Origin of the sequence: Halopelagius inordinatus, assembly GCF_900113245.1 — an archaeon.
Taxonomy (GTDB): domain Archaea; phylum Halobacteriota; class Halobacteria; order Halobacteriales; family Haloferacaceae; genus Halopelagius; species Halopelagius inordinatus.
This window is the reverse complement of sequence record NZ_FOOQ01000002.1, coordinates 456,325-479,643: the sequence shown is the minus strand read 5'-3', so window position 1 is coordinate 479,643 and position 23,319 is coordinate 456,325. Positions and strand designations below refer to the sequence as shown.

Here is a 23,319-nt window from a genome sequence, read left to right as displayed (position 1 = left end):
ATATCCTCTCCTCGTTCCCCTGACAGACAAAACATATTTCACACTTCCTCCGAAACGGCTGGGTAGCATGGGAAGTGACACGAACACACGGTTCGATGTAACACGGTCCACGGGGACTCTCTTCGGGCGACTCCGCCAGAACCGGTGGACCGGACTCATCGTCAACCTCGCACCGAGCGGATTCTGGCTCGGCGTCTTCTTCCTCGCGCCGTTGGCTGTGATGTTCTTCTACAGCTTCGGCCAACGAGGGGCGTTCGGAGAGGTGTTGCTCGGTCAGGAGTACCTCGGGCTCCAGCAGTATCGGACGTTCTTCGTTCCGGGGGACGCGACAGTTCCGGAGGCGGCGTGGTTCACCGTCGCGTGGCTCGTCGAGACGCTCGTTCCGTTCGAGTTGTCGCTGGCGGCGCAACAGCCGACGCCGTTCGTCCGACTCATGTTCAAGAGCATCGGATACGGCGTCGTGGCCACCCTCGTCTCCTTTCTGCTCGGCTACCCGATGGCGTACTACATCGGTCGCCTCGCCCCGAAAGAGTACCAGAACCTGCTCGTCGTGTTGGTCATCGTGCCGTTCTGGGCGTCGTTCCTGGTCCGAATCTACGCGATTCAACTGCTCTTGGCCTCGAACAGCGTTCTGACGACGGCGCTCGGCGTGCTCCCGTTCTACGAGGCGGGCACACCGCTCATGAACTCCCGGTTCGCCGTCCTCCTCGGACTGGTGTACATCTGGGTCCCGTTCATGATTCTCCCGGTGTACTCGAGCATCGAAGAGGTCGATTTCGAACTCCAAGAGGCGGCGATGGACCTCGGCGCGGACCGGTTCGAGGCGTTCTACCACGTCGTGTTCCCCCTGTCGAAACCCGGCGTCGCGGCCGGGAGCATCCTCGTTTTCATCCCCAGTGCGGGCGCGTACGTCATCCCCGAACTGCTCGGCGGGACCGACAGCCAGATGATAGGGAACTTCATCGCCGACCAGTTCGGACAGGCGGGCAACTGGCCGCTGGGTGCGGCCGGCGCGTTCGTCCTCATGGGCGTGATGCTCCTCAGCATCGCCGCCTATCAGCGCTCGGGAGGTGAACTCCTGTGATGGCGTCGCTTCGGCGCGTCCGGTCGAAACTGTTCGAACGAGGCGGCGGCGCCCTCGCTCTGCAGACCGTGTTGATGTACGTCTTCCTGTACACTCCCATCGCGGTGCTCGTCGCCCTCTCGTTCAACGACTCCCGCTACGCGGTCGTCTGGCAAGGATTTACGACCGAGTGGTACGCGGCGCTCCTGCAAGGGCAGACGGTGGCTCGCGTCGATCCGAACGCGGCGTGGTCCGCGCTCTCGCACTCGATAGAGATAGCCGTCGTCGCCGTCTTCTTGAGCACCATCTTCGGGACGATGCTGGCGTTCGCGCTCGACAGGTACGAGTTCCCCGGCAAGCGACTGTTCACCGGCGTCGTGTTCATGCCCATCATCATCCCGAGCATCGTGATGGGTATCTCGCTGCTTCTGTTCTTCAACATCGTCGGGATGACCCTCGGCATCTCCACCGCCGTCATCGGCCACGTGGCGTTCGGTATCAGTTTCGTCGCCGTCGTCGTCTCGTCTCGGCTCCGAAGCTTCGACAGGACGTTGGAGGAGGCGGCGAAGGACCTCGGAGCCAACGAACTGGAGACGTTCCGCTACGTCACGCTTCCCGTCATCAAACCCGGCGTGATGGCGGGCGCGCTCCTCGCGTTCGCGATGAGTTTCGACGACTTCGTGGTGACGTTCTTCATCATCGGAAACGACAACACCCTCCCCATCTACTTCTTCGGGATGGTTCGACAGGGCATCTCTCCGGGCGTGAACGTCGTCGCGACGCTCATCATCGTCTCCACGATGGTGCTCGTCCTCCTCGCACAGCGGTTCCAGGGCCCGACGTGGTGACCGCTCGCACCCCCGGCCTCTCGGTGACGAGCGAACCGTGACGCGTCGGCCGTCTCGTCCGGCTCTCCCCGAAACCTCGACCCGGTACGCCGCGCGTTATTCGAAGAACTATCATCGAAAACCCGTTGCATCCAAAATATTTATGTTTCACACTTCCATCTGACACACGAGAGACGGTGACAATTGATGCCACAGAACGAACCACGACGTAGCAATCGGCGGAGTTTCCTCAAGCGAACGGGCGCAGTATCGGTCGGTATCGCGGGACTCGCCGGATGTACCGGCGGTGGCGGTTCCGGCGACGAGTCGGACGGCGGCGGCTCCGACGGTGGGAAGTCGACCGACGGCGGTTCGAACGGGGAACTGGAGCAGACTCTGAACATCTTCCAGTGGACCGACTACTGGCCGGACGGCTTCATCAGCGGGTTCGAAGAGGAGACCGGCGTCAACGTCTCCGTGTCGAACTTCGCGTCGAACGAGGAGATGTTCAACGCGCTGAAGGCCGGCGGGACGGAGCAGTACGACCTCATCTTCCCGAGCGACTACATGGTGAACGTCATGGTCGATCAAGAGATGATTCGACCGCTGAACCTCGACGCCATCCCGAACTTCTCGAACCTCTCTGGCCGATTCGAGGAGGCCCCGTACGACCCCGGCGAGAAGCGGTACTCCGCGCCGTACCAGTGGGGAACGTCGGGCATCGCTTACAACGAGAACATGACAGAGAGCGTCGACACCTCCTCGTGGGAGGTGATGTGGAACGGGGACTATGCGGGCCAGATGACGATGCTCGACGACATGCGCGAGACCATCGGCGCGGCTCTCAAACACCTCGGCTACTCGCTGAACACGAAGAACGAAGACGAGATTCGAGAGGCGAAGGAACTGCTCATCCAGCAAAAGGAGCTTCTGAAGACGTACGACTCCGCGAACTTCCCGACCAACCTCATCAACGAGCAGGCGAGCCCGGTCCACGCGTGGTCCGGCGGTGCGTTCCAAGCCTACTGGGAGACGTGGAAAGAGGGCGAGGGGTCGCCCATCCACTACTCTGTCCCGAAGGAAGGCGGCGTCGTCTGGGTTGACACCGCGGCGGTCACGAAGGAGGCCAGCCACCCCAACGCGGCGCACGCGTTCATCAACTACTTCCTCGACGCCGAACACGGCGCGGAGATTACGAACTACACCTACTACGGGAGCCCGAACGAGGCGGCAAAAGAGCACATCGCAGACGAGATTCTCGAGAACGAATCCATCTACCCGAGCGACGAGACGATGAGCAACCTCGAATTCATCCAGAACCTCGGTCAGGCGACCACCGTGTACGACTCCGCCTGGCAGGAGATAAAGAGCGCCTGACGGATGACCGAGTACGACATTCGACTCGAGGGCGTGACGAAACGGTTCGACGACGTCACCGCCGTCGAAGACGTCGACCTGACGGTCGAATCCGGCACGTTCCTCACGCTCCTCGGTCCGAGCGGATGCGGGAAGACGACGCTGCTTCGCTGTATCGACGGCTTCGAGACGCCGACGGAGGGCGAGGTGTACATCAAAGACGACCTGGTCACGCGCACGCCGCCTTTCGAACGGGACACCAGCATGGTGTTCCAGTCGTACGCGCTCTTTCCGCACATGACCGTCGGAGAGAACGTGGCGTTCGGGCTTCAGATGAAGGGCATCCCCGGCGAGGAGAGCGACGACCGCGGCGGAATGGGGGGCTCTCTCAAGCGACTCATCCGGCGGGAGAACTCCTCCGTGGTCGACGAACGGGTGGCCGACATGCTCGAGCTGGTCGAACTGCCCGACACGCAGGACCGAGCCATCGACGAACTCTCGGGGGGCCAACAGCAGCGTATCGCGCTCGCCAGAGCGCTCGTGACCGAACCGACCGTCCTCCTCTTGGACGAACCGTTGGGCGCGTTGGACCTGAAGCTCCGAAAGAACATGCAGGTCGAGTTGAAGAACCTGCAGGAGGACCTCGGGATAACGTTCGTCTACGTCACCCACGACCAAGAGGAGGCGCTCACGATGAGCGACGAGATAGCCGTGATGAACGACGGCGAGATAGAACAGCTCGGCACGGCGACGGAGATATACGAGGAACCGGCGACGGAGTTCGTCGCGGAGTTCATCGGCGAGACGAACCTGATACGCGGCAGATACCGCGAGACGGACGACGGCGCGGTCGTCGAACGCGAGGGCCGCGAGTACGTCGTCCCGAAGACGGCCGAGGCGCGAGGCGACGTGGCGTTCGCGGTCCGCCCCGAGAAAGTCCGCCTCGGAGCCGAGGCCGACGGCCTCGACAACCGCTTCGAGGCGACGATAGTCGACGAGATATACAAGGGCAACCTCGGCAAGTTCGTCGTCGAACTCGACGACGGGCAGGAACTCACCGTCGATATGCAGATTCGCGACCAGGGCGACTACCACCAGGTCGGCGAGGCGGTCCCGGTCGGCTGGTCGGCGTTGAACAGCGTCGTGCTCACCGAGTGACGACGGACGACGAACGATTGGGCCGGTGTCGGCCCGTTTTCGATCACAGATGCAATTTACAGACACGCTACGAGAGAATCACGCACAGGCGCGAGAACGAATCGATGACCTCGAATTCGAGGCGTACGTCGGCGGAGAGAGCCGACCCGCGGCGTCCGGCGAGACGTTCGCGCCGCGGGACCCCGCGGTGGACGAACCCATCGCGGACGTGTCCCGCGGTTCGGCCGCCGACATCGACGCCGCCGTCGAGGCGGCGGAGACGGCCGCAAACGGCGAGTGGGGCGACCTGAGCGTCGCGGAGCGGTCGAACCGCATCCGAGCGTGGGTCGATAGACTCCGCGACGACGTCGAGGAACTCGCACTGTTGGAGACACTGGAGGTCGGCAAACCGCTGGCGCACGCCCGCGCGGACGTAGAGAACGGGCTGGACTTCTTCGAGTACTACGCGAGCGTCGCACTCGCCCAAGAGGGCGAGTACGTCCCCACGGGCGACGACACGCACGCGTACGTTCGGAAGGAGCCCTACGGCGTCACCGGGCAGATTCTGCCGTGGAACTACCCGGTTCTCCTGATGGGCTGGAAAGTCGGCGCGGCGCTTGCGGCGGGCAACACCTCCGTCTGCAAACCGGCCGAACAAGCGCCGCTGGCCGTGATTCGAGCCGCACAGCTGTCGGAGGGAATCCTGCCCGACGGCGTCCTCAACGTCGTTCCCGGCTTCGGTGAGGAGGCTGGGGAACCGCTGACCGTCCACGACGGCGTGCGCAAACTGTCCTTCACCGGTTCGGTCCCCGTGGGCAAATCGGTGATGCGCGCGGCGGCCGACTCGGTGACGCCCGTGACGCTGGAACTCGGCGGCAAGAATCCGTTCGTCGTCCTCCCCGACGCGGACGTAGAGGAGGCGGCGGTGACGGCCGCCACGGGCGGACTGTACAACGCGGGGCAGTCGTGCGACTCCGCCTCGCGCGTCATCGTCCACGAGGCGGTCAAAACGGAGTTCATGGAGCACTACCTCGCGGCGTACGACGACTGGGAGCCGAGCGACCCGCTCTCGGAGGGGGCGGCGATGGGACCGCTGGCGTTCGAGAGACACCACGACACCGTCTCGGAGTACGTCGACGTCGCCCGAGCGGAGGGTGCGACCGTTCGACGCGGCGGTGGACGACCGACGGACGGCGAACTCGACGCGGGGTGGTTCTACCGGCCGACTGTCGTCGACGACGTGACGCCGGAGATGCGCATCGCACAGGAGGAGGTGTTCGGACCCGTCCAGTTCGTCCTCACGGTCGATAGCTACGAGGAGGCCATCGAAGTCGCAAACGGCGTCGACTACGGGCTGGCGGCGGGCGTCGCGACGGGCGACCCGTCGATGGCGCACCGCGCGGCCGCCGACGTCGAAGCGGGGAGCGTCTGGGTGAACCAGTACTTCGGGACGGTTCCGGGGACGCCGTTCGGCGGCTTCAAGCAGTCCGGCGTGGGCCGCGAGTGCGCCCGACAGGCCCTCGACGAACACGTCCGGACGAAGTCCGTCAACCTCGCACTCGACGACCCGCCGTACTGAAACGGCACTATTATCCTCTAACCGCCATCCAGCCGAACGAATTTCGGATAACGTCCGCGAACGAGGAAACTTTTTTCACGAGCGTTACTGTATGTCGCGTGAGGACGCAACCCATGCGACAGCTATACATCGACGGAGAGTGGGTCGACGCCGACGCCACAGAGGGAATCGACGTCGTCTCACCCGTGACCGGCGAGACCATCGACACGGTGCCGCAGGCGTCCGATTCGGACGTCGCCGCGGCCGTCTCGGCCGCGACGCGGGCACAGCGCGAACTGGAGGAGATGACGGCCTACGAACGCGCGGACGTGCTCGGCGAGGTGACCGAGTACTTCGAGGAGCACGAGGACGAAATCGCCCGACAGATAACCGAAGAGGAGGGCAAACCGCTCCACGAGTCCTACGAGGAGACGGAGTACGTCATCGAGTCGAGCGACGACTACGCGCACGACGCCATCCGGCTTTTCGGCGACGTCGTCCCCTCGGAGCACCGCGACCGGTTCGCCTACACCCAGCGCGAACCGTACGGTCCCTGCGCGGTCATCTCGCCGTGGAACTTCCCGCTTGAAGTGCCCGGCGGCAGCATCTACTCCGCCGTCGCGACGGCGAACCCCGTCGTGTTCAAACCGGCCGAGGAGACGCCGCTGACGGCGTACCACATCGCGGAGGCGTTCGACCGGTCGAGTCTCCCCGACGGCGCGTTCAACCTCGTCACCGGAGACGGCGAGACGGGGGCGTCGCTCGTCGGAAACCGAGATATCCGCCTCATCGCCTTCACCGGCAGTAGCGCCGTCGGACAGGAGATAGCCAAAGTCGCCGCCGAACGCAACGCGCAGTGTCTGTTGGAGATGGGCGGGAAAGACCCCATCGTCGTCCTCGACGACGCCGACGTGGACCACGCCGCAGAGAGCATCGTCGTGGGGAGCAACTGGAACGCGGGGCAGGTGTGCTGTGCGACCGAACGCGTCATCGCCACCGAGGGCGTCCACGACGAACTCGTCGACGCCATCGTCGAGAAGACGGAGGAACTCGTCCTCGGTGACCCCTTCGAGGAGGGCGTGGACGTGGGACCGATGATTTCGCAGCGAATCCAACGGAAGGCGGTCAACCACCTCGAAGACGCCGTGGACAAGGGCGCGACGGTGAAGACGGGCGGCGGCACGGACGGCCTCTACTTCGAACCCGCGGTAGTCGACGACGTCACAGAGGAGATGGACGTCTCCTCGGAGGAGACGTTCGGTCCGGTCACGCCCGTCATCACGGCGTCGTCGTACGACGAGGCCATCGAAATCGCGAACCGGTCGCCGTACGGCCTGCAGGCGGCCGTCTTCACCGACTCTCTCGAACGCGCGCACGACGCCGCGAACCGCATCAAAGCGGGCGGCGTGTTCGTAAACGAGACGAACAACTACTGGGAACGACTGCTCCCCTTCGGCGGGTACAAAGAGAGCGGTTCCGGCGGACGGTACGGAAGCAAGTGGCACCTCGAATCTATGACACAGACGAAATCAGTTATGATGAACTACGGAGGCGGCGAATGAAAGTCACGGCACTCGGCGGGTGCGGCGCGATGGGTCGCGCCACCTCGTGGGAACTCGCGACGAACGACGACGTGGACGAACTGCTCGTCGCCGACGCGGACATCGACGCCGCGGAGGCGTTCGCCGCGGAACTGCCGGGCGACGTGGGAACGGCGAAGGTGGACGTCACGGACCACGACGAACTCGTGGAGACGGTGGCCGACAGCGACGTCGTCGCCAACGCCCTCCCGTACGCGTTCAACGTGGACGTGATGGAGGCGTGTCTCGACGCCGACGCCCACTACCTCGACTTGGGCGGCCTCTACCACAAGACGCAAGAGCAACTGGAGTACGACGAGAAGTTCGACGACGCGGGTCTGACTGCGGTTCTCGGCATCGGCGCGAGTCCGGGACTGACGAACGTCGCCACGGCGTTGGGCGCGAGCAGACTCGACGAAGTCACGGAGATTCACATCCGAACCGGCGCGAAAGGCGGCGGCGAGGGGTTCGCCTACTCGGCGAAGACCATCCTCGACGAACTGACGATGGAACCCGTCGTCTTCGAGGACGGCGAGATTCGCTCGACCGAACCGCTCTCCGGCCGCGAGACGTACCGAATGCCGGACCCCGTCGGCGAAGTCGAGGGGTTCCACAGCATCCACTCGGAACTGGCGACGATGCCCGAGACGTTCCCGGGCGTCGAAGCCGTCGACTTCCGGGTGGCGTTCTCCCCTGACTTGGTGAACATCTGCGACGTGCTCATCGGACTGAATCTCACCAGCGAGGAGACGGTCGACTACAAGGGAGTCGAGACGTCGCCGCGGGAGTTCCTCGACTGGCACCTCGACCGCCAGCCGAAACCCGGCGCGGTCGAAGAGTGGAAATCGTTCCGCATCGACGTTCACGGCGTCGAAGACGGAGAGTCCGCGCATTACCGCTACAGTACCGTCGTCGAGTCGCGTCTCGACGACTGGGGTCTGAAAGCCACCGCCGTCTGGACCGGCGTCCCGATGGGGTTGGCGGCGGCGGTGGTCGGGCAGGGCGATGCACTCGACACCGGCGCGAAACCGCCGGAATCGGTTCTTGACCCCGAACAGTTCGTCGACGAACTCGCCGAACGCGACATCGTCATCGAAGAGGAGAAACGGGCCGTCGAGGCGGTGGCGGACTGATGAGTCCGAAACAACAGGCCGGCGACGCCGTCCGCAACTACGTCGGCGGTGAGTGGGTCGGTGTCGAGGGCGCGGAGACGGTGGCAGTCGAGAATCCGGCGACCGGCGAAACCGTCGCCGAGACGCCGTACAGCGACGCGGAGGCCGTGGACGGCGTCGTCTCGACGGCCGCAGACGCGTTCGAGTCGTGGCGCTCTACTCCGGTCGAAGAGCGAATCCAGCCGCTGTTCCGCCTGAAGTCGCTGTTAGAGGAGCAGATCGACGAGATAGCCGACGTGGTGGCGACGGAACACGGAAAGACGGTCGCGGAGGCGCGCGGCGAACTCCGTCGCGGCATCGAGAACGTCGAAGTCGCCTGCGGGGCACCCTCGCAGATGCAGGCGGGCCACCTCGACTACGCCGCGCCCGGCATCGACGAGACGGCGTCCCGGCAGGCGGTGGGCGTGTTCGCGGCGATAACGCCGTTCAACTTCCCGGGGATGATTCCGCTCTGGTTCCTCCCCTACGCGGTGGCGACGGGCAACGCGTTCGTCCTCAAACCGAGCGAACGGACGCCGTGTACGGCCCGGGAGATACTCCGCCTCGTCGACGAGGCGGGGTTCCCCGACGGCGTGGTCAACCTCGTCAACGGCGGCCCGGAGACGGTGAACGCCCTCATCGAACACGACGACGTGGCGGGCGTCTCCTTCGTCGGGTCGACTCCGGTCGCAAAGCACGTCTACGAGACTGCGGCGAAAAACGGCAAGCGAGTGCAGGCCCAAGGCGGCGCGAAGAATCACATCGTCGTCTCGGACGACGTGAATCTGGAGTTCGCCGCAGAACAGACCGTCTCCTCGGCGTTCGCGAACAGCGGTCAGCGCTGTCTGGCGAACCCCGTCGCCGTCGTCCACGACGACGTGTACGAGGAGTTCACCGACCTCGTGGTCGAGTACGCCGCCGAGATGACCGTCGGCGACGGACGCGACGAGGACACCGACATGGGACCGTTGGTCTCGGCCGACGCGCGAGAACGCGTCCTGAACTACGTCGAGACGGGCGTAGAGGAGGGCGCGACCCTCCGCTTGGACGGCAGAGACGCGGACGTTCCCGAGACGGGTCACTTCCTCGGACCGACGGTGTTCGGGGACGTGAACCCGGACGCGACCATCGCCCGCGAGGAGATATTCGGCCCGGTGCTCGCACTGATTCGCGCCGCGGACTTCGACGAGGCGCTATCGGTCGTCAACGCGAGCGAGTACGGCAACGCCGCCAGCCTGTTCACAGAACGGGGCCGCGAGGCCCGCCGGTTCCGGCGCGACGCCGAGGCGGGCAACCTCGGGGTGAACGTCGGCACCGCCGCGCCGATGGCGTTCTTCCACTTCGGCGGCGAGAAGGGATCGTTCTTCGGCGACTTACACGCCCAAGGCGACGACGCGTTCCGGTTTTACACCGACGAGACGGTGTACATCGAACGGTGGCCCGACGGGGAGTGAGACGGTGAGAAACGAACTCCTCCTGTCGGACGGCACGGTCCACGTGTTCGATGACGCCCGCACCCGCGCGGAGTCGGTGCTGTTCCGCGACGGGCGCGTCGCCGCCGTCGGCACCGACCGAGAGGCGCGGGCCGCCGCGTCGGACCCGGAGGTGGTCGAACTCGACGGGCGGCCGGTCCTCCCGGGGTTCAACGACGCCCACGCGCACTTCCTGTCTGTCGGCATCGACCGACTCGAAGCCGACCTCTCGGCGGCGGAGACGCGCGAGGCGGCGATAGAACTGCTCGCGGAGGAGGCCGAGGGCCGCCCCGCCGGAGAGTGGGTCGTCGGACACAACTACGACGAGAGCACCTGGCCCGACGACGAGGGCATGCTCACCCGAGCGGAGTTGGACGCCGTCAGCGACGACCATCCCGTCGCGGCGTTCCAAATCGCGGGCCACGCCGTCGGCGTCAACGGACGGGGACTCGACCGACTGGACCTCTCGGGCGTCGAACGCGACGTGCGAACGGCGGGCGGCGACCCGACGGGCCTGCTCGTCGAGGACGCCGCCGGAACGGTCAAGCGAGCGACGTTCCCGTCGGGCGAACGCGCCCGCGAAGCGTTGGGGCTGGCGGGCGAACGCGCCCTCGAACTCGGCGTCACCTCCGTTCAACACGTCTCCGGACTGACCGCGCCCGCCGACGATGGCAGTCCCATCCAGCGCGCGTTCTTCGACGCGTGGCGAGACGGGTCGCTCCCGGTCAGAGTCACCTTCTACGTCCACTCGGGGAAGGCCGAATCGCTCTCCGACCTCGAACTCGCGAGCGGGTTCGGCGACGAGTGGCTCCGCGTCGGCGGCCTCAAGACGTTCTCCGACGGCGCGTTGGGGGCGCACACGGCGAAACTCTCGTACTCGTACCCCGGCGAACCGGAGAACGACGGGACGTGGACGACGAGTCCGGCGGAACTCGAACGCCTGTTCGGACTGGCCGCGGAGTCGGACCAGCAGATAGCGACGCACGCGTTGGGCGACGAGGCCATCGAGACGGTCCTGTCGCTGTACGAGTCGTTCGACGACGACTACGTCCGCGACGCCCGGCTTCGAATCGAACACCTCGAACTCGCGACGGACGACCACCTCGAACGAATCGAGGAGGCGGGTATCGTCGCGAGCATGCAGCCGAACTTCCTCCAGTGGGCCGGGGAAGGCGGCGTCTACGAACGCGTCCTCGGTTCGGACGCCCGCGGCGCGAACAACCGATTTCGGGACGTTCTCGACGCCGGACTCACGCTCGCGTTCGGGAGCGATACGATGCCGATGAGTCCCCTCTACGGGATTCACCACGCGGTCAACGCGTCCGAACCGAGCCAACGACTCGACGTCGCGGAGGCCGTCGAAGCCTACACTCGGGGGTCGGCGTACGCGGAGTTCGCGGAGGACAGAAAGGGGCGTCTCGAACCGGGGATGTTCGCCGACGCCGTCGTCCTCGACGACTGTCCCTTCGAGAACCCCGAGCGAATCGAGGATATCGAAGTGGACGTGACCGTCCTCGACGGACGCGTCGCGCATCGGCGCACCGACGCCTGACGACCGGCTACTCGGCTTCGGCTTTCGCCTTCTGCGTGGCCGGTTCGCTCTCCGCGTCGTCCTCGTTCGTCGATTCGGCGTCCGCCACGTCGGCCGGGTCCTCGCCCGCGGGCGGGGAGTCCAACCACTGGTCGGCCCACGCCTCTATCTCGTCGAACACCGGACAGAGCGACCGTCCCTTCGGCGTGAGCGAGTAGAACGTCGCCACGGGCGCGTCCTCCTCCAGTCTGCGGTTGACGAATCCGAGGTCCTGCAGGTCGTCGAGGACGCGCGAGAGCGTTCGCGAACTGGCGTCCGTCGACCGCTTCAGTTCGTTGAACCGCTTCTCCCCGTCTTGGAGGTCGTGCAAGACGATGAGTCGCCACTGAGAGCCGATCTGTTCGAGTGAGTCGATGACGACGCACGCCTCCTCGCTGTATTGGTCTTCGGGGGACACTAATGTCACCTGGTGACGGGTACGTCCGGGAACGGCTATATGGTTTCGGTTCCTTACCTGGTAACGTAAGGAAACCGGCGACCGCCGGTCCGCTACGCTCACCATGCACACCGAAGGAATCCACCACGTGACCGCCGTCGCGGGCGACCCCCGAGAGAACGTCCGGTTCTACGCCGACGTCCTCGGTCTCAGGCTCGTGAAGCGGACTATCAACTTCGACGACACATCGACGTACCACCTCTACTACGGCGACGAAACCGGTTCGCCCGGCACCGCGATGACGTTCTTCCCGTTCGGCGGCGGACGGTCGGGCCGCCCCGGGCGCGGACAGGCCGTCGCAACCGCCTTCGTCGTTCCTCCGGGGAGTCTCGACTACTGGGCGGACCGCCTCTCGGAGAACGGCGTCTCCGTAGAGGAACGGATGGAACGCTTCGGGTCGGGCGTCCTCGCGTTCGAGGACGCGGACGGCCAACCTCTCGAACTGGTCGAGGGCGAGACGGACGTCGAACCGTGGGCCGACGGCCCCGTCCCGGTGGACCACGCCGTCCGCGGATTCTACGGCGTGACGCTTCAGTCGGCCGCGACCGACTCCACCGGTCGCGTCCTCGAACTCCTCGGATTCGAAAGAGAGGGCGAAGGCGACGGCCGAATCCGGTACCGTTCGGCGGGCGACAGGGCGGACGTCGTGGACATCCTCGAACGCGAGAGTCCGCGCGGGCGACCCGGCGTCGGCACCGTCCACCACGTCGCCTTCCGCGCGGCGGACGAAGAGGAGCAACTGGCGTGGCGCGAGGAACTGTCGAACGCGGGCCAGAACGTCACCCCGCAAAAGGACCGCCGGTACTTCCGGTCCGTCTACTTCCGCGAACCCGGCGGCATCCTCTTCGAGATAGCCACCGACGGGCCGGGGTTCACCCGCGACGAGTCCGTCGCCGACCTCGGGTCGTCGCTGCAACTGCCGCCGTGGGTGGAAGACGACAGAGAGCGAATCGAATCGACGCTCCCGTCTCTGGACGCCGAGGTACGGGAGGTCGGTAACTGATGGCGGGCGGAGACGCCGCCGACCCCCACGGCGACCAACCGATTCGGACGGCGGGCGAGTCGTTGGAATCCGCCGACGCCGCCGTCGTCCTCGTCCACGGACGCGGCGCGACGGCCCAGGGGATGCTCCAGTTCACCCAAGAGTTCCACCGCGAGGGACTCGCGTACGTCGCCCCGCAGGCCGAGAGAGGGACGTGGTATCCGAACCGGTTTCTCGCGCCGATAGACGCGAACGAACCGCATCTCTCCTCTGCGCTTCGGCACCTCGATAGCGCGGTCGAGACGGTCGAAGACGCCGGCATCCCCGCCGAGAAGACGCTCCTCGTGGGGTTCTCGCAGGGGGCCTGTCTCGCCTCCGAGTACGTCGCGCGCAACGCGCGTCGCTACGGCGGACTCGGCCTCCTCGCGGGCGGCCTCATCGGCCCGGAGGGGACGCCCCGCGACTACGACGGGTCGCTCTCGGGGACGCCCGTCTTCCTCGGCGTGAGCGACGACGACCCCCACATCCCGCTCGAACGCGCAGAAGAGACGGTCGAAACCCTCGAACGCATGGACGGCGACGTGACGTTTCAGGTGTACGAGGGACTCGGCCACGGCATCTTCCCCGACGAGATAGAACACGTCCGCCAACTCGTCGCGAACCTCCTCGACGAGTAGCCGGCGGATTCGCGCGACTCTCTCACCGATTTCGTATATCGTCATTCAGTGTATGGTGAACGTCAGTCCCCGGCGGGGCGGCTCTCTCGACAACCACCGATAAGGGGACAGCGACAGTACGACGACGTGATGCTCGTCCTCGGGGACGCCCACGCCGACGACCCGGACCGGAGAGAGTCGCTCCGTGCGGCCTACCGCGCGGCGGACGAAGACGCCGCGCTCCAGGTCGGTGACCTCCTGTGCTACGACCTGCCCGCGCCGACGTGGTTCGTCGCGGGAAACAACGAGGACTTCGACGTGATCGACGCCCTCCGGCGCGGCGACGCGACGCTTTCGACCGCCGAACGACCGCACCTCCTCGCGAGCACCGCGGACGAGGTGGCGGGCCTCCGCGTGGCGGGACTCTCCGGCAACTACGCGCCGACGAAGTACGACAACTCGCGGGCGGAACTGACCGGCGGGCGGCGGCGACATTTCGTCCGGTCCGAGGTCGAACGCGCGAAGTCGCTGTCCGACGTGGACGTGTTCCTCTGTCACGAAGCGCCGCACGGACTCCTCCGCGTCGGCGGCGGGCGCGACCCCGGATGCGCCGCGGTCGACGAGATACTCCGCGCCGTCGAACCCGAACTCTGCCTCGTCGGACACCACCACCGCCACGCCGAGGCGACGTTCGGCGACGTCCGCGTCGTCAGCCTCGTGCCCGTCTGGGAGGGGTACTACACGCTCGACGCCGAGACGCTAGAACTGGACCGCCACCCCGTTCCCGACGCGGTGTAGGGACGCCGACGGCGGAGACGAGGCCCCGCACGGACGCGTCACCCCTCAGAGGTCGAACTTCTCGGCGGCGGTTTCCATGTCCTTGTCGCCGCGCCCCGAGAGGTTGACGAGAATCGTGTCGTGGTCGCCGGACTCGGCGAGTTCTATGGCTCTGGCGACCGCGTGACTCGATTCGAGCGCCGGGATGATTCCCTCCGTCTCGCTGAGTTCGCGGAACGCCGCGAGGGCTTCGTCGTCGGTCACGCCCGTGTACTCCGCGCGGCCGATAGCGCGGAACATGGCGTGTTCGGGCCCGACGCCGGGGTAGTCCAGACCGGCCGAAACCGAGTGAACCGCCACGTCGTCGTCGATGACGCGCGTCCGCATTCCGTGGATGACGTCGTCTCTCCCCTCCGCGAGGGGCGCGGCGTGACGCTTCGAGTCGGAGCCCTCGCCGCCGCCTTCCGCGCCGTAGAACTCGACCGAGTCGTCGTCGCGGAACGCGTGGAACAGGCCGATCGCGTTCGACCCCCCGCCGACGCAGGCCACCGCGGCGTCCGGCAGTTCGCCCGTCCGGTCGAGGAACTGGTCGCGCGCCTCGCGGCCGATGACGCTCTGGAAGTCCCGGACCATCCGCGGGAACGGGTCGGGTCCGACGACGCTCCCGACGAGATAGTGCGTGTCGTCGATGTTCCGTGCGAAGTCCTCCAACGCGGCGTCGACGGCGTCGGCCAGACCCACGCCGCCGCGGGTCACCTCGTTCACCTCCGCGCCCATAAGCCGCATCCGGAAGACGTTCATCTGCTGTCGCCGCACGTCTTTTTTCCCCATGTATATCTCCGTGTCGAGGTTCAGAAGCGCGCCGACCATCGCCGTCGCCGTCCCGTGTTGGCCCGCACCCGTTTCGGCGATGAGGCGCTCTCTCCCCGCTTTCTTCGCCAACAACGCCTGTCCGAGCGCGTTGTTTATCTTGTGTGCGCCGCCGTGGAGCAGGTCCTCCCGCTTGAGGTAGATGTCCGCGCCGTATCGGTCGCTGAGGTTGCGCGCGTAGTAGAGGGCTGTCGGCCGCCCCGCGAACGTCTCGAGCAGTTCGCGGAGGTCGGTTCGGAACTCGTCGGTGTTCGAAATCTCGTCGTACCCGTTCGCCAGTCGTTCGAGTGCGTCTTCCAGTGCGTCGGGGACGTGTCGTCCGCCGTACCCCTCGAAATCGCCGTCGGTCATAGACGCACCCTCGCTCCGCTGATTTATAAAATATGTTCGTGATGGTCGCTCGCCGTCGGTGGCGTCGCCGGGCGTGCGGCCCCGACGAAGTCCGGGCGGCCACAGCCGTTTATTCGTTCGACGTACACGTATCTCGTATGTCGCTACCGGACAGGGTGGTCCGTTCCGACCGACGGAACACAGTACTCGGCTGGGCGCTGACAGGGGCCGTCGCTCTCGGCGGGGTCGAGAGCCTCCTCACGGGCAGTGTCGTCTGGGGCGGGTTCGCCCTCGTCGTCGCCGCCGTGACGGCCGCGCCTGCGCTTTCGGCCCGGGACTGGACTGTCATCGTCCCGTGGCCGCTTCCCTTGTTCGCCGCCCTCGCCGTCCTCGTTCGGGCGTTCGACGCCTATCCCGAGATAGCGGGGTACGTCGGCATCGCGACGCTGGCTCTCGTCGTCGTCGTCGAACTCGACGCGTTCACGCCGGTCGAGATGAGCCGACGGTTCGCCGTCGGCTTCGCCGTTCTAACGACGATGGCGTTCCAAGGGCTTTGGACCGTCGCGCAGTTTTACTCGGACCGCTGGTTCGGAACCGCGCTCTTGCGCTCGCAGACCGAACTCCAGTGGGACTACGTCGCGGTGACGGCCGTCGGCTTGGTCATGGGCGTCGTCTTCGAGCGGTATCTCGAACAGTCCGCTCGGTCCGACCCCGCCGAACGGCCGTCCGATTCGGGTGGTGCGTCGTGAAACTCAGCGGTCTGTCGGAGGGCGACGACGACCGAAGCCGACTCCTCGTGCGAGCGATGCAGTTCGTGCTTTTCGGACTCGTCGTCTACGGGGCGGCGACGCTCCAGTTGGGGATGGTCGCAAACGGGCTACTCGCTTTGGCCGTGACCTTCCTTCCGGCGGCGCTTCGCCGGGAGTACGGCTACACGATGGCTCCCGGACTCGTCCTCTGGATAACCGTCGCCATCTTCCTCCACAGCGTCGGTTCGCTCGGCCTGTACGACCAGTTCTCGTGGTACGACGAGATCACCCACACCGTGTCTGCGACCATCGTCGCCGGAATCGGCTACGCGGCGCTTCGGGCGTTCGAGCGTCACTCCGACGACATCGACGTCCCCTCCGAGTTCAGGGCGGTGTTTATCGTCGTCTTCGTCCTCGCGTTCGGCGTGATCTGGGAGGTGTTCGAGTTCGGAGCGGTGTTCATCGCCCAACTGCTCGGTGTCTCGTCTCCGGTGACGGTGTACGGAATCGACGACATCGTCACGGACATGATGTTCAACACCGTCGGCGCAGTCCTCGTCGCGGTCTGGGGCACCGGCTACTTCGGCGGCCTCGTGTCGTTTCTCAGACGACGGCTCGAATCCGAGGGCGGCTAGCGCCTCTCGCCGCGTCGGGGGTCGCCGAGAGACGCGGTCACGACTGTTCGTCTGACGCCGCCGGGAGGGTAAACGAGAACGTCGCGCCCTCGCCCGGTTCGGAGTCGACCCGCACCGTCCCGCCGTGACGCTCCACGATTCGCCGACACAGCGACAGGCCGATACCCGTCCCGTCGTGTTCGTCGCGGGTGTGTAGCCGTTGGAACACCTCGAAGACGCGGTCTGTGTGTTCGGGGTCGATACCGATGCCTTCGTCGCTGACGGAGACGCGCCAGTACGCGCCCTCGCGTTCGGCGGTGATATCGACCCGCGGCGGGCCGTCGCCGCTGTACTCGATTGCGTTGTCGAGCAGGTTCTGAAACACCTGCCGCAGTTGGCTCGCGTCGCCGCGAACCCGCGGCAACTCCTCGGACGTAATCTCGGCGTCCGTCTCCTCGATTCGCATCTGCAGGTCGTCGCGCGTCTCTGCGAGCACCGCCGCGAGGTCCACCGGTTCGAACGGGTCGCCCTCCGTCTCGACCCGAGAGTACGTGAGTAACGCGTCTATCATCTCGCGCATCCGCTCGGCCCCGTCGACGGCGAATTCGAGAAACTCCGCGCCGTCCTCGCCGAGGGCGTCCCCGTAGCGGCGTTCGATGAGTGAGAGATAGCTCGTGATCATCCGGAGCGGTTCCTGCAGGTCGTGCGACGCCGCGTACGCGAACTGTTCTAAGCGCTCGTTGGACTCCTCTAGCTTGCGTCGGTACTCTCTCCGATCGGAGATGTCCGTCATCGTGACGACTCCGTGGGTCACGTCGCCCTCCTCGTTCGGAACCGGCATCCCGAGCGTAGCGACGATACGGCGTTCGCCGCCCGCGGACTCGATTTCGAACACGTCGGGGTCGGTCACCTCCTGCCCGTCGAGTACTCGGGTCATCGTCATCTCCGCCGGAGCGACGGGGTCGCCAGTATCTGCCCACCAGATCGGATACCGCTCGTAGTCGGCGACGCCCTCGGCGGCGAAGATGTCTCGGCCCCATATCTCCTTGGCCCTGTCGTTGGCCTCGACGATTCGCCCGTCGGCGTCCGCGACGATGACGCCGACGGGGAGGACCCGAAACAGCGATTCGAGCTGGTTTTTCGTCCGCTGGAGTTCCTCTTCGGCCTGCTTTTGTTCCGTGATGTCGGTAATCGCGCCGGGGAAGGTGACCGGGTCACCGCTCTCGTCGCACTCGACGCGGCCGCGGGCGACGACCCACCGAACGTCTCCGTCGGCGCTTTTCACCCGGTACTCCGCCTCGTACTCCCCGCAAGAGTCCATGGCCGCGTCGATGCTCGCTTCCACGCGTTCGCGGTCGGCCCCGTGAACCGACGACAGGAACCGCTCGGCCGGGACGCCGTCGCGCGCCGCCTCGGGGTCGATATCGAACAGGTCGGCGAAGGAGGCGCCGACGGCGACCCGGTCTTCGGGGACGCGCCACTCCCACGTGCCGACCGCACCGGCCTCCGCCGCCGCCTCCAACTGAGATTTCGCCTCCTCTAAGTGCCGTTCGTACCGCTTGAGTTCGGTGACGTCCTGGGACATCCCCAACGCGGCGAATATCTCGCCGTCCGTGTCGCGAACCGGGACGAAGTGGAATCGGTGCTCTCGCCCGTCGATCGTACTCGTGAACGTGGCGGACTCGCCGTCGAGAGCCGCCTCGTAACGGGGGGCGACGACCGCCTCGATGTCCGGCGGGAGCGCGTCCAGAGGCGCTCCTTCGAGGGTCTCTCGCCGCACGTGGGAGTCTCCTTCCAACTCGCCGCCGAACGTCGTGTAGTTGAGGTTCTCGTCGACGAGGGCGACGACGCCGTTCGGGAAGTTCTCGATGAGCGTCCGGTACTCGCCTTCCGTCTCTTCGAGTCTGCGTTCGCGCTCCTTTCTGTCCGTGATGTCGCGGAAGTAGACCGACAGCCCCGTCTCCGAGGGGTACGCGTGGATTTCGAACCACCCGTCGAGCGGGTCGGGGTAGTGTAGCTCGAAATGCGTCGCCTCTTGGGTTTCCATGGCCGTCTCGTACTCCGCTCGCAGTTTCGAGTCGCTCGCCCACTCGAATCGGTCCCAGATTCTCTCTCCGACGAGTCCCTCCCCCGAGACGTCGATCAACTCCTCGGCCTTCTCGTTAGCGTAGGTGAACCGCCACTGGTCGTCGAGCGCGTAGAACGCGTCGGTGATGCGCCCGTACACCTCGTTCATCTCCGCGGAGAGTTCGTCCCGTCGCCGTTCGAGTCGGCGTTCACGTTCCTTGAGGTCGGTGACGTCCTCGGCGGCCGTGACGACGCGGTCCACGGCCCCGTCGTCGGCCAGTATCGGCGTCGCACTGATGGAGACCCAGCGGGACTCGCCGTTCGGCAGTTCGACCCGGAAGACGCGCTCTTCGACCGGTTCCTTCGTCTCGCGCACCCGGACCGAGGGCCGTTCGTCCGTCGGCACCGGTCTGCCGTCTTCGTCGTAGAGGGCGACGTGAGAGGGCGGGAACGCCGCGCGTTCGACCTCCGAGAGGTCGGGGATGTCGAGGACGTCCCGTATCCGCTCGTTCGTTCTCGTCACCTCGCCGTCCCGGTCGAACACGACGATGCTGACGGGGATGGTTTCGACGATTCGGTCGGTCAGGTCGCGTTCTCGCTCCAGTTGCCGTTCGCGGTCGTGGAGGACCCCTTCGGTCCCCTCGCGGCCGGAGATGTCGCGAACGACGCCGACCGTGCCTCGAAACGTCCCGTCTTCGACGAGGAGACTCGCCCGCAGTTCGCAGGGTATCGTCCCGCCTCTCGCGGTCCGAATGGCGAACTCGTAGGGGTCGTTCAGGCGGCCGTCGGACGCGAGTTCGTCTCGAATCTCGCGCTCGATTCGCTCGACGTCGTGGTCGTCGAGGACGAGAGAGACGTGCGCGCCGAGGAGTTGCTCGCGAGAGTAGCCGGACATCTCGACGACGGCGTCGTTGACGGCGACGAACCGCCCGTCGGCGTCGAGTTGGTAGATGGCGTCGTCGACCGTGTTGACGAGCGTTCGATACTGAGCTATCGTCCCTTCGTCGTCTGCGTCCCCCCGAAAGACCGCAGCCCTGTCTCCTCGTTCGCTCATACAGAGCGTGTGGCCATCGAAACGGATAAACTATCTTCCGTCTCCGCCGAACGGTCTCCCCTGGGCCTCTCTCGGCACCGCCCCGACCACCGGACGACGCGGCGTCCGCAACCTCTTTCAGACGGTCACGCGAAGGCGCGAGCATGAGTATCGGACCTCTCGACGACGAGACAGTCGAGAACTACCGCGAGGCGGGGCAGGTTCTGAGACAGGTGTTAGACGAGGCGGCCGAGATGGTCGAACCCGGAGTCAAACACCTCGAAGTGGCCGAGTTCTCCGAAGAACGCATCCACGAACTCGCCGACGGATGCGCCTTTCCCACGAACATCAGCGTGAACGAGGAGGCGTCGCACGCGAGTCCGGGCCGCGACGACGACACCGAGTTCGGCGACGACATGGTCTGTCTCGACTGCGGCGTCCACGTCGACGGCTACATCGCCGACGCCGCGGTGACGGTTGACCTCTCCGGAAACGACGAACTGGTCGAAGCCGCGGAGGAAGCCCTCGACGCCGCCCTCGACGCCGTCGAACCGGGCGCGGAGACGGGCGAAGTCGGCGCGGAGATAGAAGACGTCATCCGCGGGTACGGCTACACCCCCGTCCTCAACCTCTCTGGACACGGCGTCGCGCAGTGGGACGCCCACACGGGGCCGAACATCCCGAACCGCGGCACCGAACGCGGCGTCGAACTCGAAGTCGGCGACGTGGTGGCCATCGAACCGTTCGCCACCGACGGCCGCGGAAAAGTCACGGAAGGGGCAAAAGAGGAGATTTACAGCCTCGAAAACGACCGGTCGGTGCGCAATCGCTCCGCCCGGCAGGTGCTCGAACAGGTGACAGAGGAGTACAAGACGCTCCCGTTCGCCTCGCGGTGGATAGACTCCCCGCGCGCGGAGATGGCCATCCGACGCCTCGAACAACAGGGCGTCCTCCACGGCTACCCCGTCCTGAAAGAAGACGACGGCTGTCTCGTCAGTCAGGCCGAACACACCGTCATCGTCACCGAAGACGGCTGCGAGATTCTCACCGAGTAGGCTCTCTGACTCACCACCGCGGCCGTCGCCGCCTCCGGCGTCGTCTCCCTCGACTCACGCCGTGTTCATCCGGGTCACCGTCTCGGTTCCGCACGCGGCGCAGACGGAGATTCGATACGGTTCGCGGGAGTACGCCGCCCGTTCGGGGTCTCTGTTCTCCGCGCGCAGTTCGACTCGAACCCGGTGCGGCGTCTCTCGGCCGCAGTGGTCGCACGGTTCGGTCAGTACGGAGGGGTCGGGGCTGACGGCCATCGCGAGTAGTACGGCCGCCCGAGACATGAACCTAGCCAACAGTCAGCGAGTGTCACAGTCGCTTCCCGCCGACACTAAGCCGACGCGTTTCCACGGGGCGTCCATGGACCAGTTGTTCGCGCCGTGGCGCATCGAGTGGGTCGAACGAGACGGCGACGACGAGGAGTCGGAGGGGTGCCCGTTCTGCGCCCTTCCCGAACGCGACGACGACAGGGAGAGTCGCGTCGTCGCTCGAAGCGACCACGCGTTCGTTCTCTTGAACAACTACCCGTACAACCCGGGCCACGCGATGGTCATCCCGTACCGCCACACAGGCGAGTGGGACGACCTGACGGACGCCGAACTCCTCGACCACGCGAAGTTGAAGGCGGCGACGCTCTCGGCGTTCGACGCCGCGATGGAACCCGACGCCGCCAACGTGGGCGAGAATCTCGGCGGCGGCGCCTCCGGGGGGTCCATCGACGACCACCTCCACACCCACGTCGTCCCGCGGTGGGACGGCGACACCAACTTCATGCCCGTCGTCGGCGACACGAAAGTGCTCGTCGAAGCCCTCGACGACACGTACGACCGCCTCCACGAGGCGTTCTCGTCGCTCGACGCCGCAGAAGGAGACGACGACTCACTCGCGGACGACGAAGCGGTCCCCCTCTCGTTCGACGCCGACTGACCCCCCGACGCCCGCGGGGACGCCCGTCCGAAGTGCCTTTGTCCCTCGATGAGTAGTCATCACCGATGGAGGGCACCCGAAAGGCCGTGATTCGACGGGTCGGACTCGTCGTGTTGGCGGTCAACGTCGCGTTGGTGGTCGCGAAGGGGGCCGTCTGGTGGGCGACGGGGAGTCTCGCTATCGGGTCCGAGGCGGTCAACAGTCTCGCTGACGTGGCCTACAGCGTCATCATCGTCGCCGGGTTGTACCTCACCACGCAACCGCCCGACTTCGAGCATCCGCACGGACACGAACGAATCGAACCGTTCGTCGCCCTCTTCGTCGCTCTCGGCGTCTTCGCCGCGGGGGCGGGCGTCCTCTGGAACGCCACGACGACGGTGCTGAACGGAACGTACGGACGAAGCGCCGGTCTGACCGGCGTCGTAGTCCTCGTGGGCACCGCCGGGGTGAAGTACGGCCTCTATCGCTACTGTCTGGCCGTCGGCGAGGGCCGTCGGTCGCCCGCTATCGTCGCCACCGCGAAGGACAACCGAAACGACATTCTGACCGCGGGGGCCGCCCTCGCGGGCGTCGTCGGCGCGGCCGTCGGCGTCCCCGTCCTCGACCCGATAGCCGCGGGCGTGGTCTCTCTGGGCATCCTCTACACCGGCTACGAAATCGTCCGCGACAACCTGAACTACCTCGTCGGCGCGGCACCGCCGGAGGAACTGCGGGCCGAAATCCTCGGGCGCGCACTCGCGCATCCGGACGTCCGCGGCGCGCACGACGTGGTGGCGCACTACGTCGGCCCGGAGATAGACGTAAGCCTCCACATCGAAGTCGAGGGCGACATGACCCTGTTGGAGGCCCACGACATCGAGTCGGAGGTGGTGGCGACCATCCGCGAACTGCCCGACGTCGACGACGTGTTCGTCCACGTCGACCCGAAGGAACTCGGCGAGTGGAAAGAAGACGAGGAGGCCGAGCGACTGGCCCGGTTCCGGACGGCGACCGAGGAGGCACAGACGAACGCCCGCCGGACGTCGCCGCCGACCGAGAAGTAGACGCAGGGCGGTCCCGACGGTCCGATACCCACGTGATTCTGTCCGAGACA

At 66.1% G+C, this 23,319-nt stretch carries 21 protein-coding genes; 17 read left to right on the top strand and 4 right to left on the bottom strand.

All coding sequences use genetic code 11. The annotated features are described in order from the left end of the window. Nucleotides 1–67: 67 nt before the first annotated feature. From BM167_RS10175 to BM167_RS10135, 9 genes are all read left to right on the top strand, one after another. Complete coding sequence (locus tag BM167_RS10175; protein ID WP_092892098.1) at nt 68–1,084, top strand: ABC transporter permease; 1,017 nt, start codon at nt 68–70, stop codon at nt 1,082–1,084. Further along, on the top strand, nt 1,084–1,911 hold the full coding sequence (locus BM167_RS10170) for an ABC transporter permease (RefSeq protein WP_092892096.1): 828 nt from the start codon (nt 1,084–1,086) through the stop codon (nt 1,909–1,911). Before BM167_RS10175 ends, BM167_RS10170 begins: the two co-directional genes overlap by 1 nt. A 186-nt stretch (nt 1,912–2,097) precedes the next feature. Next, nucleotides 2,098–3,267, top strand: coding sequence for a polyamine ABC transporter substrate-binding protein (locus BM167_RS10165; protein WP_092892094.1), 1,170 nt, complete (start codon nt 2,098–2,100; stop codon nt 3,265–3,267). A gap of 3 nt (nt 3,268–3,270) precedes the next feature. Then, complete coding sequence (locus BM167_RS10160; RefSeq protein WP_092892092.1) at nt 3,271–4,404, top strand: ABC transporter ATP-binding protein; 1,134 nt, start codon at nt 3,271–3,273, stop codon at nt 4,402–4,404. Nucleotides 4,405–4,453: 49 nt separating this feature from the next. Beyond that, complete coding sequence (locus BM167_RS10155) at nt 4,454–5,962, top strand: aldehyde dehydrogenase family protein (protein WP_092892090.1); 1,509 nt, start codon at nt 4,454–4,456, stop codon at nt 5,960–5,962. Nucleotides 5,963–6,075: 113 nt separating this feature from the next. Further along, entirely contained in the window at nt 6,076–7,503 is a 1,428-nt protein-coding gene (locus tag BM167_RS10150; protein WP_092892088.1) for an aldehyde dehydrogenase family protein, read from the top strand. Beyond that, entirely contained in the window at nt 7,500–8,654 is a 1,155-nt protein-coding gene (locus tag BM167_RS10145; protein WP_092892086.1) for a saccharopine dehydrogenase family protein, read from the top strand. Before BM167_RS10150 ends, BM167_RS10145 begins: the two co-directional genes overlap by 4 nt. Then, nucleotides 8,654–10,126: a CoA-acylating methylmalonate-semialdehyde dehydrogenase gene (locus BM167_RS10140; RefSeq protein WP_092892084.1), complete on the top strand. Its 1,473-nt coding sequence runs from the start codon at nt 8,654–8,656 to the stop codon at nt 10,124–10,126. Before BM167_RS10145 ends, BM167_RS10140 begins: the two co-directional genes overlap by 1 nt. A gap of 4 nt (nt 10,127–10,130) precedes the next feature. Further along, nucleotides 10,131–11,696 carry an amidohydrolase gene (locus BM167_RS10135; RefSeq protein ID WP_092892082.1) on the top strand — a complete coding sequence of 522 codons (1,566 nt, stop codon included), beginning with the start codon at nt 10,131–10,133 and terminating at the stop codon, nt 11,694–11,696. A gap of 7 nt (nt 11,697–11,703) precedes the next feature. Here the strand turns inward: BM167_RS10135 and BM167_RS10130 are convergent, their stop codons facing one another. After that, nucleotides 11,704–12,132, bottom strand: a complete 429-nt coding sequence (locus tag BM167_RS10130; RefSeq protein ID WP_245781353.1) for a winged helix-turn-helix transcriptional regulator — start codon at nt 12,130–12,132, stop codon at nt 11,704–11,706. A gap of 103 nt (nt 12,133–12,235) precedes the next feature. Between BM167_RS10130 and BM167_RS10125 the strand changes: the two genes are divergently transcribed. The 3 genes from BM167_RS10125 to BM167_RS10115 all read left to right on the top strand — a co-directional run bounded on the left by BM167_RS10125 (nt 12,236) and on the right by BM167_RS10115 (nt 14,607). Next, a complete protein-coding gene (locus BM167_RS10125; RefSeq protein ID WP_092892078.1) occupies nt 12,236–13,174 on the top strand; it encodes a ring-cleaving dioxygenase in 939 nt (312 codons plus the stop codon). Beyond that, nucleotides 13,174–13,830 carry an alpha/beta hydrolase gene (locus tag BM167_RS10120; RefSeq protein ID WP_092892076.1) on the top strand — a complete coding sequence of 219 codons (657 nt, stop codon included), beginning with the start codon at nt 13,174–13,176 and terminating at the stop codon, nt 13,828–13,830. Before BM167_RS10125 ends, BM167_RS10120 begins: the two co-directional genes overlap by 1 nt. A gap of 129 nt (nt 13,831–13,959) precedes the next feature. Next, nucleotides 13,960–14,607: a metallophosphoesterase family protein gene (locus BM167_RS10115; RefSeq protein ID WP_092892074.1), complete on the top strand. Its 648-nt coding sequence runs from the start codon at nt 13,960–13,962 to the stop codon at nt 14,605–14,607. Between the two features lie 45 nt (nt 14,608–14,652). Here BM167_RS10115 and trpB read toward each other — a convergent pair whose 3' ends face one another. Next, on the bottom strand, nt 14,653–15,807 hold the full coding sequence (trpB, locus tag BM167_RS10110; RefSeq protein ID WP_092892072.1) for a tryptophan synthase subunit beta: 1,155 nt from the start codon (nt 15,805–15,807) through the stop codon (nt 14,653–14,655). A gap of 137 nt (nt 15,808–15,944) precedes the next feature. Here trpB and BM167_RS10105 point away from each other — a divergent pair, with 137 nt between their 5' ends. Both BM167_RS10105 and BM167_RS10100 read left to right on the top strand, forming a co-directional pair. Further along, on the top strand, nt 15,945–16,535 hold the full coding sequence (locus BM167_RS10105) for a hypothetical protein (protein ID WP_092892070.1): 591 nt from the start codon (nt 15,945–15,947) through the stop codon (nt 16,533–16,535). A gap of 56 nt (nt 16,536–16,591) precedes the next feature. After that, nucleotides 16,592–17,170, top strand: coding sequence for a DUF2238 domain-containing protein (locus BM167_RS10100; protein WP_092893067.1), 579 nt, complete (start codon nt 16,592–16,594; stop codon nt 17,168–17,170). Nucleotides 17,171–17,207: 37 nt separating this feature from the next. Here BM167_RS10100 and BM167_RS10095 read toward each other — a convergent pair whose 3' ends face one another. Continuing rightward, a complete protein-coding gene (locus tag BM167_RS10095; protein ID WP_092892068.1) occupies nt 17,208–20,270 on the bottom strand; it encodes a PAS domain-containing sensor histidine kinase in 3,063 nt (1,020 codons plus the stop codon). A gap of 143 nt (nt 20,271–20,413) precedes the next feature. Between BM167_RS10095 and map the strand changes: the two genes are divergently transcribed. After that, nucleotides 20,414–21,304, top strand: a complete 891-nt coding sequence (map, locus tag BM167_RS10090; RefSeq protein WP_092892066.1) for a type II methionyl aminopeptidase — start codon at nt 20,414–20,416, stop codon at nt 21,302–21,304. Between the two features lie 54 nt (nt 21,305–21,358). Here map and BM167_RS10085 read toward each other — a convergent pair whose 3' ends face one another. Next, entirely contained in the window at nt 21,359–21,556 is a 198-nt protein-coding gene (locus tag BM167_RS10085; protein ID WP_092892064.1) for a DUF7835 family putative zinc beta-ribbon protein, read from the bottom strand. 103 nt (nt 21,557–21,659) lie between these two features. Between BM167_RS10085 and BM167_RS10080 the strand changes: the two genes are divergently transcribed. Together BM167_RS10080 and BM167_RS10075 are read left to right on the top strand one after the other, a co-directional pair. Next, a complete protein-coding gene (locus tag BM167_RS10080; RefSeq protein WP_092892062.1) occupies nt 21,660–22,226 on the top strand; it encodes an HIT family protein in 567 nt (188 codons plus the stop codon). A 65-nt stretch (nt 22,227–22,291) separates the two neighbouring features. Then, nucleotides 22,292–23,269, top strand: coding sequence for a cation diffusion facilitator family transporter (locus tag BM167_RS10075; RefSeq protein ID WP_177213331.1), 978 nt, complete (start codon nt 22,292–22,294; stop codon nt 23,267–23,269). Nucleotides 23,270–23,319 lie beyond the last annotated feature (50 nt).